This window comes from Streptomyces sp. NPDC093085 (assembly GCF_040683935.1).
GTDB lineage: Bacteria > Actinomycetota > Actinomycetes > Streptomycetales > Streptomycetaceae > Streptomyces.
The window spans coordinates 184,420-207,240 of record NZ_JBFBFB010000007.1 but is presented as its reverse complement, the minus strand read 5'-3'; the positions used below and the strand labels follow the sequence as shown (position 1 = coordinate 207,240).

Annotated in this window: 20 protein-coding genes; 10 read left to right on the top strand and 10 right to left on the bottom strand. The window is 73.6% G+C overall.

All coding sequences use genetic code 11. The features are described 5' to 3' along the window. Window positions 1–10: 10 nt before the first annotated feature. Together AB0O07_RS21535 and fabG are read right to left on the bottom strand one after the other, a co-directional pair. Window positions 11–799 (bottom strand): SDR family oxidoreductase, encoded by a 789-nt coding sequence (locus AB0O07_RS21535; protein ID WP_365635813.1) that lies wholly within the window; start codon window positions 797–799, stop codon window positions 11–13. Between the two features lie 20 nt (window positions 800–819). Next, window positions 820–1,605: a 3-oxoacyl-ACP reductase FabG gene (fabG, locus tag AB0O07_RS21530; protein WP_365635596.1), complete on the bottom strand. Its 786-nt coding sequence runs from the start codon at window positions 1,603–1,605 to the stop codon at window positions 820–822. 262 nt (window positions 1,606–1,867) lie between these two features. Between fabG and AB0O07_RS21525 the strand changes: the two genes are divergently transcribed. Next, window positions 1,868–2,299, top strand: coding sequence for a nuclear transport factor 2 family protein (locus AB0O07_RS21525; RefSeq protein ID WP_365635595.1), 432 nt, complete (start codon window positions 1,868–1,870; stop codon window positions 2,297–2,299). A 97-nt stretch (window positions 2,300–2,396) separates the two neighbouring features. Further along, window positions 2,397–3,368: an MBL fold metallo-hydrolase gene (locus AB0O07_RS21520; protein ID WP_365635593.1), complete on the top strand. Its 972-nt coding sequence runs from the start codon at window positions 2,397–2,399 to the stop codon at window positions 3,366–3,368. 35 nt (window positions 3,369–3,403) lie between these two features. Here AB0O07_RS21520 and AB0O07_RS21515 read toward each other — a convergent pair whose 3' ends face one another. Further along, a complete protein-coding gene (locus tag AB0O07_RS21515) occupies window positions 3,404–3,952 on the bottom strand; it encodes a flavin reductase family protein (RefSeq protein ID WP_365635591.1) in 549 nt (182 codons plus the stop codon). 191 nt (window positions 3,953–4,143) lie between these two features. Further along, the gene (locus tag AB0O07_RS21510) at window positions 4,144–5,364 is read right to left on the bottom strand and encodes a histidine kinase (RefSeq protein WP_365635590.1); all 1,221 of its coding nucleotides are present in this window, start codon (window positions 5,362–5,364) and stop codon (window positions 4,144–4,146) included. 321 nt (window positions 5,365–5,685) lie between these two features. Here AB0O07_RS21510 and AB0O07_RS21505 point away from each other — a divergent pair, with 321 nt between their 5' ends. The 4 genes from AB0O07_RS21505 to AB0O07_RS21490 all read left to right on the top strand — a co-directional run bounded on the left by AB0O07_RS21505 (window position 5,686) and on the right by AB0O07_RS21490 (window position 9,572). After that, entirely contained in the window at window positions 5,686–6,954 is a 1,269-nt protein-coding gene (locus AB0O07_RS21505; RefSeq protein ID WP_365635588.1) for a beta-ketoacyl-[acyl-carrier-protein] synthase family protein, read from the top strand. After that, entirely contained in the window at window positions 6,951–8,216 is a 1,266-nt protein-coding gene (locus AB0O07_RS21500) for a ketosynthase chain-length factor (RefSeq protein ID WP_365635586.1), read from the top strand. The genes AB0O07_RS21505 and AB0O07_RS21500 overlap by 4 nt, the downstream gene beginning before the upstream one ends. A gap of 109 nt (window positions 8,217–8,325) precedes the next feature. After that, window positions 8,326–8,589: an acyl carrier protein gene (locus tag AB0O07_RS21495; protein WP_365635585.1), complete on the top strand. Its 264-nt coding sequence runs from the start codon at window positions 8,326–8,328 to the stop codon at window positions 8,587–8,589. Window positions 8,590–8,606: 17 nt separating this feature from the next. Further along, complete coding sequence (locus AB0O07_RS21490) at window positions 8,607–9,572, top strand: aromatase/cyclase (protein WP_365635583.1); 966 nt, start codon at window positions 8,607–8,609, stop codon at window positions 9,570–9,572. Window positions 9,573–9,639: 67 nt separating this feature from the next. Here the strand turns inward: AB0O07_RS21490 and AB0O07_RS21485 are convergent, their stop codons facing one another. Together AB0O07_RS21485 and AB0O07_RS21480 are read right to left on the bottom strand one after the other, a co-directional pair. Continuing rightward, on the bottom strand, window positions 9,640–10,836 hold the full coding sequence (locus AB0O07_RS21485; RefSeq protein ID WP_365635581.1) for an acyl-CoA dehydrogenase family protein: 1,197 nt from the start codon (window positions 10,834–10,836) through the stop codon (window positions 9,640–9,642). A 90-nt stretch (window positions 10,837–10,926) separates the two neighbouring features. Beyond that, complete coding sequence (locus AB0O07_RS21480; RefSeq protein WP_365635579.1) at window positions 10,927–12,654, bottom strand: FAD-binding protein; 1,728 nt, start codon at window positions 12,652–12,654, stop codon at window positions 10,927–10,929. Window positions 12,655–12,859: 205 nt separating this feature from the next. Between AB0O07_RS21480 and AB0O07_RS21475 the strand changes: the two genes are divergently transcribed. After that, window positions 12,860–13,321 (top strand): nuclear transport factor 2 family protein, encoded by a 462-nt coding sequence (locus AB0O07_RS21475; RefSeq protein WP_365635577.1) that lies wholly within the window; start codon window positions 12,860–12,862, stop codon window positions 13,319–13,321. Window positions 13,322–13,331: 10 nt separating this feature from the next. Further along, complete coding sequence (locus AB0O07_RS21470; protein WP_365635576.1) at window positions 13,332–14,249, top strand: 4'-phosphopantetheinyl transferase superfamily protein; 918 nt, start codon at window positions 13,332–13,334, stop codon at window positions 14,247–14,249. Here the strand turns inward: AB0O07_RS21470 and AB0O07_RS21465 are convergent. After that, the gene (locus AB0O07_RS21465) at window positions 14,191–15,042 is read right to left on the bottom strand and encodes an AfsR/SARP family transcriptional regulator (protein ID WP_365635574.1); all 852 of its coding nucleotides are present in this window, start codon (window positions 15,040–15,042) and stop codon (window positions 14,191–14,193) included. The two genes, AB0O07_RS21470 and AB0O07_RS21465, sit on opposite strands and share 59 nt — an antisense overlap. Before the next feature lie 291 nt (window positions 15,043–15,333). On the opposite strand from AB0O07_RS21465, the gene AB0O07_RS21460 reads away from it, so the two are divergent. Continuing rightward, a complete protein-coding gene (locus tag AB0O07_RS21460; protein ID WP_365635572.1) occupies window positions 15,334–15,657 on the top strand; it encodes a hypothetical protein in 324 nt (107 codons plus the stop codon). A 79-nt stretch (window positions 15,658–15,736) separates the two neighbouring features. On the opposite strand, the gene AB0O07_RS21455 is transcribed toward AB0O07_RS21460, so the two are convergent. After that, a complete protein-coding gene (locus AB0O07_RS21455) occupies window positions 15,737–16,588 on the bottom strand; it encodes a DMT family transporter (protein ID WP_365635811.1) in 852 nt (283 codons plus the stop codon). 248 nt (window positions 16,589–16,836) lie between these two features. Continuing rightward, window positions 16,837–18,501 (bottom strand): penicillin-binding transpeptidase domain-containing protein, encoded by a 1,665-nt coding sequence (locus tag AB0O07_RS21450; RefSeq protein ID WP_365635570.1) that lies wholly within the window; start codon window positions 18,499–18,501, stop codon window positions 16,837–16,839. Between the two features lie 344 nt (window positions 18,502–18,845). Here AB0O07_RS21450 and AB0O07_RS21445 point away from each other — a divergent pair, with 344 nt between their 5' ends. After that, window positions 18,846–19,751: an endonuclease/exonuclease/phosphatase family protein gene (locus AB0O07_RS21445; protein WP_365635568.1), complete on the top strand. Its 906-nt coding sequence runs from the start codon at window positions 18,846–18,848 to the stop codon at window positions 19,749–19,751. Between the two features lie 148 nt (window positions 19,752–19,899). Here AB0O07_RS21445 and AB0O07_RS21440 read toward each other — a convergent pair whose 3' ends face one another. Beyond that, complete coding sequence (locus tag AB0O07_RS21440) at window positions 19,900–22,752, bottom strand: SpoIIE family protein phosphatase (RefSeq protein ID WP_365635566.1); 2,853 nt, start codon at window positions 22,750–22,752, stop codon at window positions 19,900–19,902. Between the last annotated feature and the right edge of the window lie 69 nt (window positions 22,753–22,821).

The window sequence follows — 22,821 nt, the reverse complement described above, 5'->3', positions numbered from 1 at the left end:
CGGGAGGGGGCTAGAGCAGGTGCGAGCCGCCGTCCACGTACAGGACCTGGCCGGTCGTGTACCCCGTTTCGAGCAGCAGGGCGACGGCCTCCGCGACATCGTCCGGCAGGCCGACGCGGCGCAGCGGCGCGTGCTCCCGTACGTACTGGGCGATCGGCTCGAAGAACGGGTCGCCGGCCGTCCACGGGGTCTCGATGAGGCTGGGCGCGACGGCGTTCACCCGGACCGCCGGGCCGACCGCCTTCGCCAGCAGCCGCGTCATGTGCTCGACGGCCGCCTTCGACACGGCGTACGGGATGGAGCTGCCGGCCGTGCGGCTGCCCGCGATGGAGGAGATGTTGACGACGTTGCCGGCGGTGCCGGCGCCGCCGCCCCGCCCGGTCGCGGTCAGGTGGGGCATGGCGGCGACCGTGGTCTGCCAGGTGCCGATGACGTTGAGGTCCAGGATGGAGCGCCAGACGTCGGGGTCGGCCGCCGCCAGGTCCTGGTGCGGGATGGCGCGGGTCCGGCCCGCCGAGTTGACCAGGACGTCGAGCCGGCCGAATTGTTCGACGGTGGCGGCCACCAGGCCCTCGGCCTCGGCCCGGTCGGCGACATCGGCCCGTACGTACACCGCCTCGGGGAGCGAGGCCGCGACCTTCCGGCCCTCCTCCTCGGAGCGGGAGGAGTTGACCACGACCCGGTGGCCGCCGAGGCCGAGACGGCGGGCGATCGCCTCCCCGATGCCCGAGGACGAGCCGGTCACGAGGGCGACGGGCGCCACGTCGGACGTCACATCGGGCGTCACATCGGCCGACATGTTCGGCGACACGCCGGCCATCAGTAGTTCCCCAGTCCGCCGCAGACGTTGAGCGCCTGCGCGGTGACGGCGGCGGCGTCCTCGCCGACCAGGTACGCGACCATCGCCGCCACCTCGCGCGGCTCCACGTACCGCTTCATCGGCACGCGGGTGGTGATCCGGTCGAAGGCCTCGCGCTCGCTGACGTCCCAGATCCCCGCGTAGTGCTCGCGCACCCGCTCGGCCATCGGGGTCTCCACGAACCCCGGGCAGACCGCGTTGACGGTGACGCCCGTACTGGCCAGTTCGAGGCCGAGGGCCTTGGTGAAGCCGACCACGCCGTGCTTGGAGGCGGAGTACGGGGCCGCGTGCACGACGCCCTGCTTGCCGCCGGTGGAGGCGATGTTGATGACGCGGCCGGCCGGGCGCTCGTGCATCCGACCCGTGGTGAGGACTTCCTTCGTCATCAGGAAGACGCTGGTGAGGTTGACGGTGAGGACGTCGTTCCAGAGCGCGTCGGGGATCTCCGCCGTGGTGCCGCCGCCGCTCCGGCCCGCGTTGTTGACCAGGACGTCCACCGGGCCGTACCGCTCGACGGCGGTGCGGACGTACGCGCGGATCTGCTCGGGACTGGCGACGTCGCAGACGATGCCGTCGGCCTCGTACCCCTCCTCGGTCAGGTCCTTGACGGTCGCGTTCAGCCGGGCCTCGTCCCGGGCGCAGAGGAAGACGCGGTAACCGAGGCCGGCGAGGCGGCGGGCGATCTCCAGGCCGATACCGCTGGTCGCTCCGGACACCAGGGCCAGCGGGGAGGCGGTGGTGGACATGGGTCCTCCGGGGTTGGGGGCGGGTGGGTGCTGCTCTCCGGACGAGGGTGCGGGGGGCCGGTCGAGCCGTACTGGAGGGAGCGTGCAGCCCGCGCGGAGGGCACTGGTGCGGGCTCCAGCGGAACTTGAGCGGGGCTTGAGCGGGACCCACCACCCTGTGCGTCCGCAGGGACGGACGGGGGCGGATGCGCGATGCGCGATGCACGGATGTGCGGATGTGCGGATGTGCGGTTGTGCGGATGTGTCGGATCGGGAGGCTCGGATGAGCGGCAGTGGCGTATCGGCTGATCTCTATGTACGGGTGCGGCAGTTCTACGCCCGGCAGATGCAGGCGCTGGACGGCGGACGGTACGACGCGTACGCGGCGTCCTTCACCGAGGACGGGACCTTCGTCTACTCACCGGACGCCGAACCGGCCGTCGGCCGGGAGGTGATCCACGAGGAACTGGTGCGGTTCCACGAGCGGTTCGAGAGCGACCCGATGCGGCAGCGGCACTGGTTCGACCACATCGTGCTGGAGCCGGCGGACGACGGCTCGCTCACGGCGACGTTCTACGCGCTGGTGGTGAACGTACGGCCGGGCGGCACACCGGAGTTCGTGACCAGCGCGCTCGTCCATGACGTCCTGGTCGAGGAGGAGGACGGCGCGACGCGGATGCGGTACCGGCGTATCGACTCGGACAGCGTCTTCTGACGCCGGGCCGGTACGCGCGTCGCCGCCGCGTTCAAGCGGGCCTCCATCCGCTCAGCCGACGATGCGTCAGAGCGAGGATGTCGAGGAGGAGACCCGTATGACTGTGGAACGTGACGGACGAGGCGGACGGGACCGGTTGGTCGAGCGGGGCGAGGACGGTGGGCGGGGCGAGGACGGCGAGCGGCTCCAGGAGGTGGCCGACGGGGTGTTCGTCTGTGTACGGCCCGACGGCGGCTGGTGCCTGAACAACTCGGGGCTGATCGTCTCCGGCGGGCAGGCGGCCCTGGTGGACACCGCCGCCACCGAGCCGCGCGCCCGGCGGCTGCGGGCGGCGGTGCTCGACACGGCCGGGGTCGCGCCCCGTACCGTCGTCAGCACCCACTCCCACGGCGACCACACCTTCGGCAACCATGTCTTCCCGGAGGCCGTCGTGGTGGGGCAGGAACGGGCGCGCGCCGAGATGGCCCTGGCCGGGCTCCATCTGACCGGCCTCTGGCCCGAGGTCGAGTGGGGCGAGGTCCGGCTGGTCCTGCCCGAGGTCACCTTCGCGGAGCGGCTGACGCTGCATGTCGGCTCCACCGTCGCCGAGCTGATCCATCCGGGCCCCGCGCACACCGCCGGGGACACCGTGGTGTGGCTGCCGGGGGAGCAGGTCCTCTTCACGGGGGACGTGGTGCTGTCCGGGGTGACGCCCTTCTGCCCCATGGGCTCGGTGGCCGGTTCGCTGCGGGCCGTCGCGGCGCTGCGGTCGCTCGGCGCCCGTACGGTCGTCCCCGGCCACGGCCCGGTCGGCGGCCCGGAACTGCTCGACGCCACCGAGGGATATCTGACCCTGGTCCAGCGGCTCGCGCGGGAGGGGGCGGCGGCCGGGCTCACCCCGCTGGAGGCCGCCCGCGCCGCCGATCTCGGGCCGTACGCCGGGTGGATCGACGCCGAGCGGCTGGTGCCCAACCTGCACCGGGCGTACGGCGAGGAACGGGGCGAGGCCGTCGGCGACCCGGCTCAGATGTCCGCCCTCTTCGCCGAGATGACGGAGTTCCACGGCGGGCTCCCGGCCTGCCACGCCTGAGCCGGGGTAAGGAGGGGGCGAGTCCGGCGAGTCCGTCATGCCTGGACCCCTTCCTGCGTACGGTCCTCTGCCGGGCCAGCCGCGCCGCCGCCCGCCAGGCCCTCCCAGGCCCGGAAGGCTCCCCCCTGGTACAGCACCGGCCGGCGGGGGAGCACCCGGGCCGTCTCCATCCGGCCGATGAGCAGCCGGTGGTCGCCGGCCGGGACACTGCGCAGCAGCGAGCACTCGGCGTGCGCCAGCACCCCCCGGCCCAGGATCGGGACGCCGTGCGCCGCCTCGCCGGGCAGCCACTCCACCCCCGCGAACTTGTCGGGGGAGCGGCCCGCGAAGACCCGGGCGAGGGGTTCGCCGTCGTCCGCGAGGAGGTGGACGGCGAAGGCGCGCCGCCGCAGGAGGGCGGGGAGGGTCCGCGAATTCCGGTCCGCGCAGACCAGGAGCAGGGGCGGGTCCGGGGAGATCGCGGAGAACGCGTTGCAGGTGAAGCCGCGCGGTTTCCCGTCGCCGCCCACCGTGGTCACCACCGCGACCGCGGTGGGGATCGAGCCGAAGAACGCCCTGAACGTGTCAGGGGCCACTGTCGTCATGCCGCCTCCGTCATCGGACTCCGCCACCGGTACGGCGAGCGTGGCAGCGGGCGATGGAGGTCCGGTCGAGGTGCGCTGGGGCCCGTACCGGACCCGTACCGCCGGAACCGCCGGTACCGGACCCGTGCCACCGGTGCCGCGCCGGTGCCGCCCGTACCGGACCCCGTACGCCGGAACCGCCCGTACCGGCGTCAGCGCAGCGGCAGGGGCTCCGTGCGGCGGTCCTGGCCGTTCGGGTGGTCCTTCTCCGGGCCGGCCGCCGGGCCGCCCGCCGGTTCCTTCACCGGATACGTCACCCTGAGGTGGAACCAGCCGTCGGGCGCCGCCCAGGCCACACAGCTCCCGCCCGCCCCGGCGGCCCGCGCCGCCAGGTTGCCCAGGCCGTGGCCCCGCGCGGCCGGTACCGGGCCCGGCGGCAGCGGGCAGCCGTCGTTCACGATGCTCAGGACGGCCTCGTCCGCCTTGCGGTAGACGGTGAAGGAGCAGGCCGTGGCCTCGCTGTGGCGCAGGAGGTTGGTGACGGCCTCCCGCACGGCCACCGCGAAGACGCACTCCGCGTCGCCCGCCGGGAGCGGCACGTCGTCGTGGACGCTCACCCTCAGGCCCATCTCGGTGAGCAGTGTCCTGACATGCTCCAGTTCGCCGCGGAGCGACAGGTCGCCGAAGCTGTGCGCGAGGCTCCGCAGGTCGGTGAGGGCCTCGCGGGTCAGCGCCAGCACCTCCTGGAGTTCGGCGCGGGCCCGCTCGTCCTCCGGGCCGATATGGCGGTACGCCAGCTCCCCGCGGAGGACGGCGAAGGTCAGCCGGGTCGCCAGCAGGTCGTGCATGTCCCGCCCGATACGCAGCCGTTCCTCGTGGAGGGCGCCCCGGATCGCGCTGGTCTGGGCCCGCTGCGCGGCGCTGAGCCGGCAGACCAGCCGGATCACCGCGGCGACGACCAGGCCGAGCGCCAGGGTGGTGAAGACCGAGTAGGCCGTGTCCTCGGCCGGGAGCCCGCCGTACCACCCCGCCCAGCCGTCACAGAGCAGGACGAGGACGAACCCGGCCACCCCGCGCCGGTCGCGCAGCACCGCGAGCATCGAGCCGGCGGCGAAGCCGCCGAGCCCCTGCGCGTGCCACTGCGACGGGGCGAACAGGGCGGGCACGTACGTCAGTACGGTCTGGAGCGTCAGCGTGGCGGCCACCTGCGCGCCGCGCAGCCGCCGCGCCGCCGGGGCGCTGTGCAGGGTCTGGAGCAGGACCACCCCGGTGAGGGTGAGCAGCCAGAGGGCGATCGTGCCGAGTCCGTCGCGGTCCCGTACCAGGTGGAGGAGTTGGATCACCGCCACGCAGCACTGGAGCCCCCAGACCAGCACCACCGCCATCCACTCCAGGGGCACGTTCCGGAGTAATCTGCCCGCGCTGCCCAGCATGCCGCCCCCCAAGCGTGTCCCCCCACCGAGTACCCCGCCCCCACGCCATCATCGTCGTGCGTCGCACGTACGTCCGTAGACGGCCTGTGTCCGGGACGTAAAAATCCGGGCGCGGATCTCCCGCCCCCGTCCGGCCCCCCCCGTCCCCTCCCCATCCGGTCCCCATCCGGTCCCCATCCGGTCCCCATCAGCGTCCGAGCCAGGCTCTAGCGGATCCCCCGAGGGTTGGCCCTGTCAAGTACGTCCCGGCACGTCGGGGGGTACACCGGGGTGCGACCGGAAGGGGCGCTGGACCATGCCGAGCAGCACAGGAGCCGAGGGATGACCCGGCGGGTGGTGATCACGGGGATCGGGGTACGGACGCCGGGCGGCCCGGGGACGAAGGAGTTCTGGGGGCTGCTCACGGCGGGCCGTACCGCCACCCGGCCCATCACCTTCTTCGACGCCTCGCCCTTCCGCTCCCGTATCGCGGGCGAGGCCGACTTCGACGGCCGGGCGGAGGGGCTCGACCCGCGCCGGCTCCGCAGGATGGACCGGGCCACGCAGTTCGCGGTGGCGTGCACACGGGACGCGATCGCCGACAGCGGGCTGGACTTCGCTTCGCTCGACCCGCACCGGGTGGGGGTCTCCCTCGGCAGCGCGGTGGCCTCCGCGACCAGCCTGGAGAACGAGTACCTGGTGATGTCGGACGCGGGCCGGGAGTGGCTGGTCGACCCCGCGCACCTCTCGCCGTACATGTTCGACTACCTCAGCCCCGGTGTGATGCCCGCCGAGATCGCCTGGGAGGCGGGCGCCGAGGGCCCCGTCACCATGGTCTCCGACGGCTGCACCTCGGGGCTCGACGCGGTCGGCTACGGCGTCCAGTTGGTGCGCGAGGGGAGCGCCGACGTCGTCGTGGCGGGCGCGGCCGACACCCCCGTCTCGCCGATCGTCGTCGCCTGCTTCGACGCGATCAAGGCGACCACCTCCCGCAACGACGAGCCCGCCACCGCCTCCCGCCCCTTCGACGGCACGCGCAACGGCTTCGTACTCGCCGAGGGCGCCGCCATGTTCGTGCTGGAGGATTACGAGTCCGCGCGGGCCCGGGGCGCCGCCGTCTACGCCGAGGTCGGCGGGTACGCCACGCGCAGCAACGCGTACCACATGACGGGGCTGAAGAAGGACGGCCGGGAGATGGCCGAGGCGATCCGGGCCGCCCTCGACGGGGCGCGGCTGGACCGTACCGCCGTGGACTACGTCAACGCGCACGGCTCCGGCACGAAGCAGAACGACCGCCACGAGACGGCCGCGTTCAAGCGGAGCCTGGGCGCGTACGCCTACGAGGTGCCGGTCTCCTCCATCAAGTCGATGGTGGGCCACTCGCTCGGGGCCATCGGCGCGATCGAGATCGCCGCGTCCGTCCTGGCGATCCGGCACGACGTGGTGCCGCCGACCGCCAATCTCCACACCCCCGACCCCGAGTGCGACCTCGACTACGTCCCGCTGACCGCCCGTGAGCAGCGGGTGGACACGGTGCTGACCGTGGGGAGCGGATTCGGCGGCTTCCAGAGCGCGATGGTGCTGCACGACCCGGAGGTGGCGAACCGATGAGCGCCGTACGATCCGTCCCCGACGGCACCCCCGGCCCGCGCGCCGCCGCCCGTACGGTCGTCACCGGCCTCGGCGTCGTCACGCCCAACGGGCTCGGCACCGAGGCGTACTGGAAGGCGCTGCTCGCCGGGGAGAGCGGCATCACCCCGCTCAGCCGCTTCGACACCACCGGATATCCGGCCACCCTCGCCGGGGAGATCCGCGACTTCGACGCCGCCGAACACCTGCCGAGCCGGCTGCTGCCGCAGACCGACGTCTCGACCCGGTACGCCCTCGCCGCCGCCGACTGGGCCCTCGCCGACGCCGGGGTGGGGCCCGGGTCGGGGCTCGACGACTACGACATGGGCGTGGTCACCTCCACCGCCCAGGGCGGCTTCGACTTCACCCACCGCGAGTTCCGCAAACTCTGGGCCGAGGGGCCCGAGTACGTCAGCGTGTACGAGTCCTTCGCCTGGTTCTACGCCGTGAACACCGGGCAGATCTCCATCCGCAACGGCATGCGCGGCCCGAGCGCCGCCCTCGTCGGAGAACAGGCCGGCGGCCTCGACGCGGTCGGCCACGCGCGCCGTACGGTACGGCTCGGCACCCGGCTGGTGCTCAGCGGCGGGGTGGACTCGGCCTTCGACCCCTGGGGCTGGTCGGCGCAGACGGCCGGCGGCCGGGTCAGCGCCGCCCGCGACCCCGGACGGGCCTACCTCCCCTTCGACCGGGAGGCCGCAGGCCATGTCCCCGGCGAGGGCGGCGCCATCCTCGTCGTGGAGGACGCGGAGTCGGCCCGCGAGCGCGGCGCGGCCACCGTCTACGGGGAGATCGCCGGATACGCGGCCACCTTCGACCCCGCACCCGGTACGGGGCGCCCGCCCGGACTTCGGCGCGCCGCCGAACTCGCCCTGGCGGACGCCGGGCTGACCCCGGCCGACATCGGCGTGGTGTACGCGGACGCCGCCGCGCTCCCCGCGCCGGACCGGGCCGAGGCGGAGGCGCTGCGCGGACTCTTCGGCCCGCGCGGCGTCCCGGTGACCGCGCCCAAGACGCTCACCGGCCGGATGTGCGCGGGCGGCGGCCCGGCCGACCTGGCCGCCGCCCTGCTCACCCTGCGGGACCAGGTCGCCCCGGCCACCGCGGGGACCCGCTCCGTACCGGACGAGTACGGCCTCGACCTGGTGGTCGGCGAACCGCGCGCCGTCGCGGTACGGGCGGTCCTGGTCCTGGCCCGGGGCAGGCACGGATTCAACTCGGCGGTGGTGCTCACGGCGCCGTGAGCACCACCGCGCACGGCGCCGTGGGAGGGGCCCGTCGCCTCGTTCCATGAGCTGAGCCAAGACGTCGCACACGTGGAAGAGAAAGCGGAAGAGAAAGAGGAAGACCACCATGGCAGAGCCGAACATGACCCTCGACGATCTCCGCGCGACCCTGGTCGCGTGCGCCGGTGAGGGCGACACCGTCGACCTGAGCGGCGACATCCTCGACGTCAGCTTCGAGGAGCTGGGGTACGACTCGCTCGCGCTGATGGAGAGCGCCGCCCGGATCGAGCGCGCCTACGGCATCACCCTCCCCGAGGAGTCCACCGCCGAGGCCGACACCCCCAGGGCCCTGCTCGCGCTGGTGAACGGCGCCACCGCGACCACCGCCTGACCCCGACAGGAGCCCCGATGACCTCAACGATCCCCTCGACCTCTCTGGTACCGAGGTCCCGACTCCACCGCGCCGAGCACACGCTCACCGTCGACGCCCCCGCCGATGTCCTCTACGGACTGGTCGCCGATGTCACGCGCTGGCCCGCCGTGTTCGAGCCGACCGTCCACGTCTCCCACCTGGAGCGGACCGCGCGCGCCGAGCGCTTCGAGATCTGGGCCGAGGTGAACGGCCGGGTGGCGCACTGGACTTCGCGCCGCGTCCTCGACCCGGTACGCCGCTATGTCTCGTTCCGGCAGGACCACAGCACCCCGCCCGTCACCACCATGTCCGGGGGCTGGCACTTCCGTGAACTCCCGGACGGGGCAACGGAGATCGTGCTGCGCCACCGGTTCGCCGTACAGGACGACGACCCGGAGGCGGTCGCCGCCGTCACCGCCGCCCTCGACCGGAACGGCGCCCGCGAACTCGCCGCCCTGGCCCGGGTCGCGGCCGGCCCGTACCCCGTCGAGGACCTGGTCTTCTCCTTCTCGGACCGGGTGGAGCTCGCCGGTACGGCGGCCGAGGCGTACGCCTTCGTCGACCGCGCCGACCGGTGGCCCGAACTCCTGCCGCATGTCTCCCGGGTGAAGCTGACCGAGGACGAACCCCATGTACAGGAGCTGGAGATGGACACCGTCACCGCGGACGGCTCCCGGCACACCACCCGCTCGCTGCGGATCTGCCGGCCGGAGCGCTGGATCGGGTACAAGCAGACCGAGACGCCGGACCTGATGACCGGGCACAGCGGGGTGTGGCGGTTCGAGGAGGGCCCCTCCGGCGCGGTGGCCACGGCGACCCATGTGGTCGTCCTCGCGCCGGACGCCATCGCCCGGGTGCTCGGCCCGGACGCCACCCCGGCGGAGGCGCGGGCGTACGTACGGGACGCCCTCGGCCGTAACAGCAGGACCACGCTGGAGCGGGTGGCGGCGGTACGCGGCTGAACGCGCCCAGGGGCGGGAGCGGTTGAGGGGGCGGGGCCGGAACTGGCCCCGCCCCCGAGCCGGTTGACTACTCGGCCGCCCCGATTGATTCCCCGGCCGCCGCAGTTGATTCCCCGGCCGCCGCCGCGCCGTACGCCGTCACGGCGGCCGGGAAGCGGAGGGCCGCGTGCGTGGTGGCCGTCGTGACATCGCGCCAGACCCGCTGGGCGGGGTGGGCCGAGGACTGCCCCCGGGTGCCGTACGCCCGGAAGACCCGCCCCGCCGCGACCCCGAGCAGCTCGGCGGCGACCGCGCAGTCGCGGGTGGCGCGGGCCGTGCTCAGGGCGCCGCCCGCGCCCCGGTCCGCCTCGGCGGCCGTACGTTCCAGGAGGAGTTGGGCCGCGTCCGCCTCCGCGCCCGCCCGTACCACCTCGGGCTGCGGCGCGCCCCAGTCGGACCAGCCGCGTACCAGGGCGCGGGTGGCGCCCAGGGCGGGGGCGGCGAAGGCGAGGCCGTTCACCGCCTTGTGGGGGACCCGGTAGCAGGGGGCGCCCGGTCCGTCCTCCGGCCCGGCGCCGCGCAGCAGGTCCGCGTAGGGGAACGACCGGGCCGCCGGTACGAAGGCGTCCTCGACCAGCAGCGTATGGCTCCCGGTGGCCCGCATCCCGAGGCTGTCCCAGGTCTCCCGGATCCGGTACGCGTCCCGCCGTACGGCGAAGAACCGCAGCTCACCGCCGTCGCGGCCGTCGCCCCCCGCACCGCCGCCCTCCGGCCCCCGGACGCGCCCGCACAGCAGCGCCCACGCGGAGAACTCGACGCCGCTCACGAACGGCCAGGTCCCGTCCAGCACCCAGCCGCCGTCCCGCGCCGTCGCCGTGCCCGCCGGTACGAGCCCGCCCACCAGCAGCGCGTCCGGGCCCTCCGCCCACACCTCCGCGCACCCCTCGGCCGGCAGGAACGACGCCATCCGGCCGACCTGCGCGCCGAGGGAGGCGAGCCAGGCGGTGGCGGCGCACCCCTCGCCCACCACGGCGACGGCCTCCAGCAGCTCGGCGAACCCGCCCTCCGTACCGCCCCAGCGGCGGGGCACGAAGTGCCGGGCGAACCCGGCGTCGACCAGGGCCCGTACCGGCTCCGCCGGAAGTCTCCGGTCGGCGTCGGCACGGGCCGCGTGGACGGCGGCGGCGCGCATCGCGGCGGGGGCGGCTTCCCGGAGCGGGGGCACCGCCAGGCGTGGTGTCCCGCTGACGGCGGTTTCGGCAACGGCGGTCTCGGTCACGGACATCTGGAATCCTTCCTCAGCCTCTCGGGTGTCCTCATCGGTGTCCACACCGGTGGCCACCCGGGTGTCCTCATCGGTGGCCCCCGGGTGTCCTCATCGGTCCGCCGGCAGTTCGATCGACTGCCCGTGGTGGAAGACGTTCCGCGGGTCCCAGCGGGCCTTCACCTGCCGCAGCCGCGGGTAGTTCTCCTTGTGGTAGAGCTGCTGCCAGGAGAGCCCGGAGGTGTTGGCGTCCGGGTCGTCCGCCCCGCTGTCCGGGTAGTTGATGTAGCAGCCGTCGGTGACGCCGTTCGGGACCGGGACGCCGCCCGTCTCCGCGTACACGGCCCGGTAGACCCCCTGTGTCCAGGCGATGTTCGCGGCGTCGTCCGCCGGGCTCTGCCACATGCTCTGGTACAGCAGCTTGAAGAGGGAGTCGCGCTGGGCCACGGCCGTGTCCCCCGGCGCGACCCGGTCGATGGCGCCGCCGATGAGATGGAGGATCACCATCGACAGCGGGTTGTCGACGGTGTCGCTGCTCAGCCAGGAGTGGATGCGGTCGATGTGGTGGTCGGGGAGCCCCTTGCGCACGTACGCGGAGTGGTGGTCGCTCCGGATCGCCGGGTCGGTGACCATCGGGGAGCTGGTGCCCAGCCGCCGGGTGGCGCGCAGCCAGGGGAGCCGGGCCGGCTCGGCGAACTCGGGCAGCGCGCCCAGCTCGCCCATCGGCCGGACGGCGGGCTCGGGGGTCGCGCCGACGCCGTCGGTGATCGCCCGTACGTACGCGCCGAGCAGCCGCTCCGCGTCCGGCAGGGTGGCGTCGATCTGGGTGAAGACGCCGATGCCGCCGCTGGCGCGGTGGGTGAAGGGGAAGGCGCCGCTGAGCGAGGCGTAGGGCGAGTCGGGGGAGCTGTTGGCCTCGAAGAAGGTGCCGGCGTTCTGGACCAGGCGCCGGAAGCCGCGCGCGTCGAGCTGGTCCCAGGGCAGGGAGATGGCCTGGACGAGCACCTCCTCGGGCGGCCGTACCAGCAGTTGGCCGGGGTCGATGCCGGAGGCGCCGCGCGCCCGCTGCTTCTCCAGGGCGCCCGGCGTACGGAACCAGTACCGGGTGATCACCCCGAAGTTGCCCCCGCCGCCGCCCGCGCACCCCCACCACAGGTCGCGGTCGGGGTCGCCGGGCTCCCGGGTGGCCACCACGCTCCGTACGTTCCCCGACCCGTCCACGACCACGACCTCGACGGCGTGGAGATGGTCGACGGTCAGCCCGTGCAGCCGGGAGAGCAGCCCGTAGCCGCCGCCCGAGACATGGCCGCCGATGCCGACCGAGTAGCACATGCCGCCCGGGATGGTGACGCCCCACCCCTTGTAGAGGGTGTCGTACACGTTCATGAGGGTGGCGCCGGCCTCGACGGCGAACGCGTTCGCGCGCTCGTCGAAGGAGACCTCGTTCATCAGGGACATGTCGATGACCAGGTCGACGTCCGGGTGGTAGACGAAGTCGGCGAGGCAGTGCCCGCCGCCGCGTACGGTGAGCCGCTTGCCGTCCCGTACCGCCTCCTCGACGGCGGCCATCACCTGCTCCGTGGTACGGACGAGACGCACCTCGTCGGGGGTGCCGACCCAGCGGCGGTTGACGCCGGTGGTCAGCTCGGCGTACCGGGGGTCGGAGGGGCGGACGGACACGGCGGGGGCAGCGTCCGCGCCGGCCGGGGCGTCCGTGCCGGCCGGGGCGCGCGGGGTGGCGGCGGCGGTGCCGGAGAACAGCCCTCCGCCCGCCACGGCGGCGGAGGCGGCGCCCGCCGCGCCCGCGAGCACGCCGCGCCGGCCGATTTCTCGTGCCATGGGAAGACCCTTTCTGCGTACGGGACAGGCGTCGCACGGTCCCGCCGTACGGACCTGCCGGGACGGACACGCGGTACGCCATCACGCCCCGCTCGCACCGGACTTGAGCGTCTTCCCGCCCCGGCGGCAGCGCCTCTCCATCGGGCCTCCAGCGGGCGGGGCCAGCATGTGCCTCCCGGCGAACAAGGAAGTTGGGAGAAACCACGTGACAGACGTGACAGACATGACCGGCATGGCAGATGTGACAGGCGTGACGACGGATCTCTACACCCGGGTCCAGCAGTTCTACGCGGTCCAGATGCAGGCGCTGGACGGCGGTCGCTTCGAGGAGTACGCGGCGACGTTCACCAAGGACGGGAGCTTCCAGCACTCGCCGAACGCCGAACCGGCGGTCGGGCGGGACGGGATCGTGACGGAGCTGGTCGCGTTCCACAAGCGGTACGACGGCGACCCGGTGCAGCGCCGGCACTGGTTCAACCAGATCGTGCTGGAGCCCCGGGCGGACGGCTCGCTCCAGTCGACGGTGTACGCGCTGGTGGTGACCGTCCGGCCGGGCGGGACGCCGGTCATCGCGCCGAGCTGCCTGGTCCACGACGTGCTGGTCGTGGCGGACGACGGGGGCATCCGCACCCGCTCCCGCCGGATCGACCACGACCAGATGTTCTGAGGCCCCTGTGATGGCTGAGGCCGCCGTGACCCCGGGACGCGCCGTCATCCCCGAGCACACCGCGGTCCGCGAGCGCGCCGCAGTCCCCGAGCGCGCCGTCTCCCCGTACCACCGGACCGGCCCGGAAGGCCCCTGGGCCCCGGTGCGGGCGGCGTGGGAGGCGACGGGCCGCGTGGTCGTCCACGGCACGACGGAGGAGTGGACGGCGGGCGCGCCGGTACCCCTGCTGCCCCCTCAGGAGGCGGCCCGGTACCAGGCGCTGCGCACCCCCGACGCGCGCGCCCGCTTCCTCGGCTCGCGCCTTCTGGTCCGCCGTACGGCAGGCGCCCTCCTCGGCCTGCCCTGGCCCGAAGTACGCCTCGGGCGCACCGCGCTGGGCGCCCCCGTACTGCCGGACGCGCCGGGGACACGGCTCAGCCTCAGCCACACCGGGACCCTGCTGGCCGTCGCCCTGAGCAGGCTCGGCCCGGTGGGCGTGGACGCGGAACGGGCCGGCCGGCGCACCCTGCCGGAGCTGGCGGAACGGATCTGCGCCCCCGCCGAACTGCGGGCGCTCACCGCCCTCCCCGTACGGGAGCGGGCGGAGGCGCTGATACGGCTCTGGACGCTGAAGGAGGCGTACGTCAAGGCGCTGGGCACGGGCCTGCGCGTACCCCTACGGCACATCGCCGTACCCCTACGGGACATCGCCGTACCCCTAAGGGACATGGCCGCACCCCTGGCCTCCGCGTCCGCGTCCACCTCGGCATCCGCGTCCGCATCCACGTCCGCAGGGGAACTCGCCCCGCCCGGCTGGCAGTTCACCACCCGTACGGTCCGTACGGGTGCCGCCCGTACCCCCTACATCCTGACCGTGGCGGCCCACGCCCTCAACTCGCGTACCGTACGGGCCCCTGTGCCGTGGCCTCCAGCCCCGGATCCCCGTTGAGCACCGCCAGATGCAGCCGCTGGAGACCCGGGGTCGGCTCCACCCCCAGCTCCGTGTCGAGCCGTACGCGCAGCCGCCGGAACTCCTCCAGGGCGCGCCAGGGGCTGCCCGCGCGGTAGAGGGCGGTCATGAGCTGCGCGCAGAGGTTCTCGTTGAGCGGATGGCGGGCGCTGAGCATGCGCAACTCGGGGAGGAGGGAACGGTGCCGTCCGAGACACAGGTCGGCCTCGATCCGCTGCTCCAGCACGGTCAGCCGGGCCTCCTCCATCCCGATGGCCTCCAGTTCGAGGGCGGGACCGTGCGGTACGTCGGCGAGCGCGGGCCCGCGCCAGAGCAGCAGGGCCGTACCGAGCAGATGGGACGCGGCCCGTGCGTCGCCCGCCTCCAGCGCCTTGACGCCCCGGGCCGACAGGTCCTGGAACTCGGTCAGGTCGTGCCCCGCGAGCGGTGGCACGAGCCGGTACCCCCCGTACGACGTGGCCAGCACCTCCTTGGGCGAGAGCCGCCCGCCCCGGCCCGTACCGCCGCCGCCGTTCCGTCCCGTATCACCACCGCCGCCGTCCAGGGCCTTGGCGATCCGGCGCCGCAGTTGCAGGATGTACGTCTGTAAGGTCGTCGCCGCGCTCCGGGGCACCGCGTCCCCCCAGACCTCCTCGATCAGCGCGCCCACCGAGACGGTGTGCTGGGGACGGAGTGCCAGCAGGGCGAGGATCTGCCGGGGCTTGTTGGCGGTGGGGACGATGGACACGCCGTTGTACTCGATGGCGAGCGGACCCAGGACTCGTACGTGCATGGGTTTCTCCGTTCTGCGAGCTTCCGATGACGAGGCGTGACCGGAGCTTGGCATTCAGTGCCGTGTGGTTCCCAGAGCGTCCGGCACGAGTTGCCCCATGAAGTCCGCAGCCCCGGACATGCGTTTCTCACACAGGGGTCCCAGGCGCACACCCCGGCAGCGGGGAGGCGCGGAGACTGCCGGGCACCGGCATGGCGGGGCGGCCCCGGGGGCGGTGATCATGGGGATGGGTTCGGGGTCGGCCGGTGATGTGCGGGCCGGGGCCCGGAAGGCGGGAACGGAGGGGGCGTCATGGTGTGGGTGGCGGGTGTGGGTCTGCTGGTGGGGATCCTGGCGATCGGGATGGGGGCGGTGACGCTCCGGACGGGGTGGGTGCCGCCCACCGTGCGCCGGCGGGGCGTCAGGACCCGGCTCCACGGGGCGGGCGTCGCGCTGACGGGGACGTCGCTCGTCCTTCAGGGGCTGCTGGCGCTCCGCGTCCTGCCGGCCGTCCCCTGGGAGGCCGGTTTCTACGGCGGGAACGCCCTGCTGATCGGGGGACTCGTCCTGATCGTCCTCAGCCGCTTCCTGTCCCGCCGCCGCGACCCGGACCGGACGGCACCCTCGGAGGCCTGAGGCCGGGGGGAGCCCACGGGCGTCACGGGAGCCGCCGGAGCCACCGGACCCGTGGCGCCGCGACGGCGGCAGGCGGACGTCAACTCGCGTGCAGCATCAGCCCGATCCCCACCACCATCAGCCCCGCCGCCAGGATCCTCGGGGTGCCGAAGCGCTCCTTGAAGAAGACCGTGCCGATGGCCGCGCCGACGATGATCGAGGATTCGCGGAGCGCCGAGACCGGGCCCAGGGGCGCGCGGGTCTGGGCCCAGAGGACCAGGCCGTACGCGAGCATCGAGAGCGCCGCGCCCAGGAGGCCCAGGGCGGCGTACGGGCGGAGCTGGGCGAGCAGGGCGCCCCGGCGCGCGTACACCGCGTACGCCGGGATCACCGTGCCCTGGAGGAGGAGCAGCCAGGCGATGTAGCCCATCGGGTTGCCCGCGGTGCGGACGCCCACGCCGTCGACCACGGTGTACGCCGCGATCGACAGGCCCGTCGCGACCGCCGCCGCCAGCGCGGGCCACCTCGGGGCCGTCTCCGCGCCCCGGATGCCCCAGAGGGCCACCCCGACCAGGCCCGCCGAGGCGACCAGGACGCCCGCCGTCTGCCAGACGTCCATCGTCTCGCCGACGAAGGCGACCGCCACGACCGTCACCACCAGGGGCGCCATGCCCCGGGCGATCGGGTACATCTGGCCGAAGTCGCCCAGCGTGAACGAGCGCATCAGCAGCAGCATGTAGCCGACGTGGATCACGACGGAGGCGATCAGATACGGCCAGGCGTCCGCGTCCGGCAGCGGGACCAGGCAGGCGATGACCGCGCCGATGACGGCCGAGCCGCTGCCGATCAGGGTGAACGCGGCGAGCTGGTCCTTGATCGCGTGCGCCAGGGCGTTCCACGAGGCATGGGTCAGGGCGGCGACGAGTACGGCGGCGGTGACGAGCGGGGTCATGCCACCGCCGCCGGGGGCGGCCCGGAGGGGCACGTTCGGATGGTCATGCGGGGCAACCTAGCGGCCGGCCCGCGCACCGCGCGAGGGGGCCCCGAAGGTCTCGGCCCTGCGATGGTCTTCGGCCCGGCGGCCGTCGAAGACCGCCGGAAGCCGCCGCCCGGCACCGGCCCAGCGGAAGCGACAGGGCGCCGCACAGGAGGAATCCTGTGCGGCGCCCCGTCAGTTCAGGACCGGCCGGGTCACCCGGCTCACCCCGCCGCCAGCACCGCCGCGACCACCGGGCCCGCCGCGTCGCCGCCGTGGCCGCCGGACTCCACGACCGCCGCGGCGGCGAGGTCGTTGTGGTACCCGGTGAACCAACTGTTCGACGTCTCCTGCCCGTCGACCTCCGCCGAGCCGGTCTTCGCGCCCTTGTCGCCGCCGAGCCCCGACATCGCCTTCGCGCCCGTGCCGCTGGTCGCCGTCAGCCGCATCATGGCGCGCAACTGCTCCGCCACGCCCGCCGGAAGCGAGCGCGCCGCCGTCGCGATCTCGCGGTCGTCCAGCGACGGGGAGACGATCACCGGCTGCTTGAACGTGCCGTTCTTCGCGGTCGCCGTGATGGAGGCCATGTTGAGCACGTTCATCTGCACCGTGCCCTGCCCGATGTACTGCGCCGCCGCCTCGCCGCCCGTCGAGGACGGGACGGAGCCGTCGAAGGAGGCGATACCGGTCTTCCAGTTGTCCAGGCCGATACCGAAGACCTCCGCCGCCTCCTTGGGCAGCGCGCCGTCGTCCTTCGTGTCGTCGATCAGCTTGATGAAGGCGGTGTTGCAGGAGCGGGCGAAGCTCTGCGCGAACGTGCCGTTCTCGATCGAGAAGCCGTCCAGGTTCTTGAACGTACGCCCCATGTAGATCGCGTTCTTCGGGCACTCCGCCGGCTTGTCCGCGCCGACCAGGCCCTTCTCCAGCAGCAGCGCCGCCGTCACGATCTTCATGGTGGAGCCGGGGGCCTGCTTGCCCAGCATGGCCGCGTTGAAGCTGTCCTTACGGTTGTTCGCCACCGCCAGGATCTCGCCCGTGGACGGCTTGACCGCGGCGACGGACGCCTCGCTGAACTTCTTCACCGAGGCCTCGGCCGCCGCCTGCACGCCGGCGTCCAGCGTCGTCTTCAGCGTGCCCTCCTTGCCCTCGGCGAGGGTCAGGAGCGTCTCGTCCGCCGCCGCGCCGTCCGGTGTCGTACCGTCCGCGCCCGCGTCGCTCTTCAGCATCAGCTCGATGCCCGCCGAGCCGCCCGCCTCCTTGCCGTACCGCTCGCGGAGCTGGTCGAGGACGGAGCCGAGCGACGGGTACTTCTCCTTCGTCAGCTCGACGCCGTTGCGGTCGACCGCCTTGATCGGCGGTACCGAAGCCTCCGCCGTCTCCAGGTGGTTGTCCTCCGTCAGCTTCGGGTGGATCACCGACGGCGACCAGGAGACCAGCGGACGCCCCGTCGAAAGCCCGCGCACCACGGTCAGTTCGGACTCGTACGACCACGGCTTGCTGGCGCCCTCGAACTCCACCGTCGCCTTGACGGTGAACGGCACCTTGGCGCCCACCGCCGTGCCCGGCGTGATCACCGCGTCGGTGACATGGGCCTCGGTACGGTACGCGCCGATCACCGGGGTCGCCGCGGTCGGGTCGTTGGTGAGCTGCGCGACCGCCGCCGCGTCACCGCCCTCCGCCCACCGGGCCAGGAACTTCTTCGATGCCTGGTCGATCTCCTCGGGCGTCAGCGGGCCCGTCTTGACCTCGGCGGCCTTGGTCGACGTGGCTCCCCCGTCGCCACTGCCTCCCGTCAGCCCCGAGTAGACGTTGTAGCCGCCGTAGGCCACCCCGCCGGCGAACACGAGAAACACCCCGCCTATGACCGCGGTCTTCGCTCCACTGCGCATGAGTGTGATCACCCCTCCCCAGAAGCGCCCTCGAACTTCTGAACACGTTCAAGGGAAGTCATCGACTCGAAACTCTACGGGACCGGTGCGACGGAGGAGTCGAGCGTTACCGGAATGCGACGGGACGATCCCGGGATGTGTTGCGTCACACGTGTGACGAACAGAACCTGACGCACCGTGTGGTTCGTCCTGGAGGCAGGAGCAAGGACGAGGGGCGAGGGACGAGGGGCGCAGGGCGAAGAGTGAGAAGGATGAGAAGGGTGAAAGGCGAGGGCCGTGCCGTTGGGGAGTCATGGCTGAGCGGGGCAGCGGTGCGGGGCCGGCTGTCCTGGAGCCGGGGACGGGTGCTCGCCGCCACGGCGGTGGTGTCGGCGGTGCCGCTCGCCTTCCACCGGCTGGTCCCGAACTCCCCAGGGCGCCTGGGCAGTCTGCTGGAATCGCTCCTGCCCTGGTCCGGCCTGGTGCCCCTGGTACTGCTCGGCCTGGCCCTGCTGCGCCGCTCGGCGCTCGCGCTGGTGGCGCTGCTCCTGCCGGCGGCGGCCTGGACGTACCTCTTCGGCGGCCTCCTGTTGCCCGGCGCGGAGCCCGGAGCACACCACCTCGTCGCGGTGCAGCACAACGCCAGTGACGAGAACACCGACCCCGAGGGCACGGCCCGTGCCCTGGCCGACGCCGGGCCCGACCTCATCGGCCTGGAGGAGCTGGTGCCCCCGGCGCTGTCGGTCTACGAAAGGACCCTCGCCCCGCGCTACCCCCACCACGCGGTGGTGGGCACCGTCGGACTCTGGTCGAAACACCCGCTCACCGACGTCCGGGAGCTGGACATCAAACCCGCCGGGATCACCGAGCCCTGGAGCCGCGGCGTACGGGCCGTGGCCCACACACCGGACCGCCCGATCGCGGTGTACGTCGCCCACCTGCCCTCCATCCGCGTCCGCGCCACGGGCCTCGCCTCGTCCTGGCGTGACGAGAGCGCCGTCCTCCTGGGAAAGGCCGTCGCCGCCGAGCAGGTGCCCACGGTGATCCTCCTCGGCGACCTCAACAGCACGGTCGAGGACCGTGCGCTGTCCCCGCTGACCGCACAGCTGAACGTGCCGGAACGGGGCTTCGCCCTCAGCTTCCCGACCGCCTTCCCGCTGGCCCGGATCGACCAGATCATGGCCCGCTCGGCGACCGTCGGCCGGCTGCGCACCCTGCCCCCGACCGGCAGCGACCACCTCCCGGTCATCGCCCCCGTCACACTGGACTGAAGCTGGACTGAAGCTGGACTGAAGGAAGGCGCGCGCCACACCGGACCTGAGAAGCGGGCGCGGCGTACGCCCGGCAGGGCCTGGTCGGCATACGCCCGGCGGCAGGGCTGGGCGGCATACGCCCGCCAAGGCCTGGGCCCGGTCGGACCTAGGCGCGGGGCAGCGCCGTCTCCGTCCAGATGACCTTGCCGTCCGCCGTGTACCGCGTCCCCCACCGGTCGGCGAACTGCGCGACCAGGAAGAGCCCCCGCCCGCCCTCGTCGGTCGCCGTGGCGGCCCGCAGATGCGGCGAGGTGGCGCTGGTGTCGGAGACCTCGCAGATCAGCGTACGGTCGCGGAGCAGCCGTACGCCGATGGGCCCCGAGGCGTACCGGATGGCGTTGGTGATCAGCTCGCTCAGCATCAGCTCGATGGTGAACGCCGCCTCCTCCAGGCCCCAGGAGGCGAGCCGCCGGCTCACATCGGCGCGGATCCCGGCCACCGCCGCCGGGTCGTGCGGCACCGTCCACTCGGCGATCCGGTCGGAGTCCAGGCGCCGTACGCGCGCCACGAGTACGGCGATGTCGTCCCCCGGCCGCTCCGGGACCAGCGCCTCCAGCACCGCCCGGCAGGTGGCCTCGGGGTCGGTGGGGTCCACGCCGCCGCCCGCTCCGGGACCGCCTGCCGCCTCCAACGCCCGGGAGGGCGCCGTGGCGAGCGCCGTACGGAGCCGTTCGAGCCCCACGTCGATGTCCGCCCTGCGGTCCTCCACCAGCCCGTCCGTGTACAGCACCAGCCGGCTCCCCTCCGGCAGGGTGAACTCCGTCGTCTCGTACGGCATCCCGCCGATCCCCAGCGGCAGCCCGGCCGGCAGCTCCAGGAACTCCGCCGTGCCGTCCGGGTGGACCAGCACCGGCGGCGGATGGCCGGCGCGGGCCACAGCGCACCGCCCCGACGCCGGGTCGTAGACCGCGTACGCGCAGGTCGCCCCGGTGACCGGCGTACGGTACTCGGTGCCCCCCGGCCCCGCGGCCTCCTCCTCGTCGATCCGGCCGACCAGCTCGTCCAGATGCCCCAGCAGTTCCTCGGGCGGCAGGTCCAGCGCCGAGAAGTTGGCGACCGCCGTCCGCAGCCGTCCCATCGTGGCGGCGGCGTGCAGCCCGTGTCCGACCACGTCGCCCACGACCAGCGCCACCCGCGCGCCCGGCAGGGTCAGCACGTCGAACCAGTCGCCGCCCACCCCGGACTCGGCGGGCAGATACCGGTAGGCGAGGTCCAGCGCGGACTGCTCCGGCAGCCCCTTCGGGAGCAGGCTGTGCTGGAGTACGACGGCCCGGGTGTGCTCGTGCGTGAAACGGCGCGCGTTGTCGATACAGACGGCGGCCCGCCCGGCCAGCTCCCCGGCGAGCGAGAGGTCGTCCTCCTCGAACGGCTCCTGGTGCCCCGCCCGCCAGAAGTTGACCATCCCCATCAGCACGCCCCTGGCCACCAGCGGCGCCACGATGAAGGAGTGGAAGCCGTACGCCGTGAGCCGCCGGCCGCCCTCCGGGTCCTGGCGGCACCAGTCGTCCGAGACGGTGAGATCGGCGGTGAGCACCGGCTCGCCGCCCGCCAGGCTCTCGGTCTGCGGGGTGTGCGCGACCAGCCGGAAATCCTCGCCGACCGGGTAGAGCGGCGCGTCGTCCCGGACGCCGTGCACCGCGACCCGGCGCAGCCCGTCCCCGGCCACCGCGTCCGGGCCCGGCTCCTCGCCGCGCAGCACCGGCTCGGAGAGGTCGACGGTGACGAAGTCCGCGAAGCGCGGCACCACGACCCGGGCCAGCTCCTCGGCCGTCCGCGTCACGTCCAGGGTGGTCCCGATCCGGGTGCTCGCCTCGTAGAGCAGGGTGAGCCGGCCCCGGGCGGTCTCGGCCCGGCCGGAGAGCGCGTGCAGCTCGGTCGAGTCGCGCAGCGTGGTCACCCACCCGGGCGGCCCGCCGTCCTGGTCGGTGGCGCGCCGGTTGACGACGAGCTGGCGCTCCCCCGAGGTGATCACCTGGTCGTCGGCGACCCCCTCGGAGGCGAGCAGCCGCGCCGTCTCCGGGGGAAGCCCCAGCTCGGTGACGTGCCGGCCCTCGGGCTCGCCGGGCAGGCCGAGGAGGAGCGCGGCCTCGTCGTTGGCGAGCAGCAGCCGGCCGTCGCCGCCGACGATCAGGACGCCCTCGCGCACCGCGTGCAGGACGGCGTCGTGGTGCTCGTACATCCGGGTCATCTCGGCCGGGCCGAGCCCGTGGGTCTGGCGGCGCAGCCTGCGGTTCATCAGCCCGGTGCCGAGGGTGGTGAGCAGCAGGCCCCCGGCGGCGATGGCGAGGAGCAGCGGCAGTTGTTCATTGACGGCGGAGGAGACCTTGGCGACGGTGATCCCGGCGGAGACGAGGCCGACGACCTTGCCGTCGGGCCCGTACACCGGCACCACGGCCTGGACGAGCGGGCCCAGCGTGCCCGTTATCTTCTCGGTGGTGGGATGGCCCTTCAGGGCGGGCTCGATGGTGCCCACGAAGTGCTTGCCGATCCGGTCCGGCTTCGGATGGGTGTACCGGATGCCTTCGGTATCGGTGACGACGACGAAGTCCACCCCGGAGCGCTCCCGCGCCGCCTCCGCTCGCGGCTGGAGTATCGCGGTCGGGTCGGCCGCCTTGAGCGCCCCGGCCATCCCGGGCGCGTTGGCGAACGCCTCGGCGACGGCGAGGGAACGGTGCGTCGCCTCGGCCTCGCTGTCCCGCTTGGCCTGGAGCAGCACGGCCCCGGCCGCCGCCGCGACCAGCAGCAGCACGATGACCGCCTGGAAGAGGAAGACCTGCCCGGCGACACTGCTGCTCCCGAGCCACCCGTTCCCGGGCCGCCACCAGGGCTCCGTCCCCCTCGTACCGCCCCGTGCGCCGGTACGGGAGGAAGCCGCCCCGCCGGCACGCCGAAGAGCCACCCGCCGCCGCCAGGACCGGGGGCCGGTGGACGGCCGGGGCTCGCCGGGGCGTCGGGCCATACGGACAGCCTTACACGGAGATCCCGTACGAGGCGAGCGGTGACCGGTGGCGGAATCCGTACCGTGACC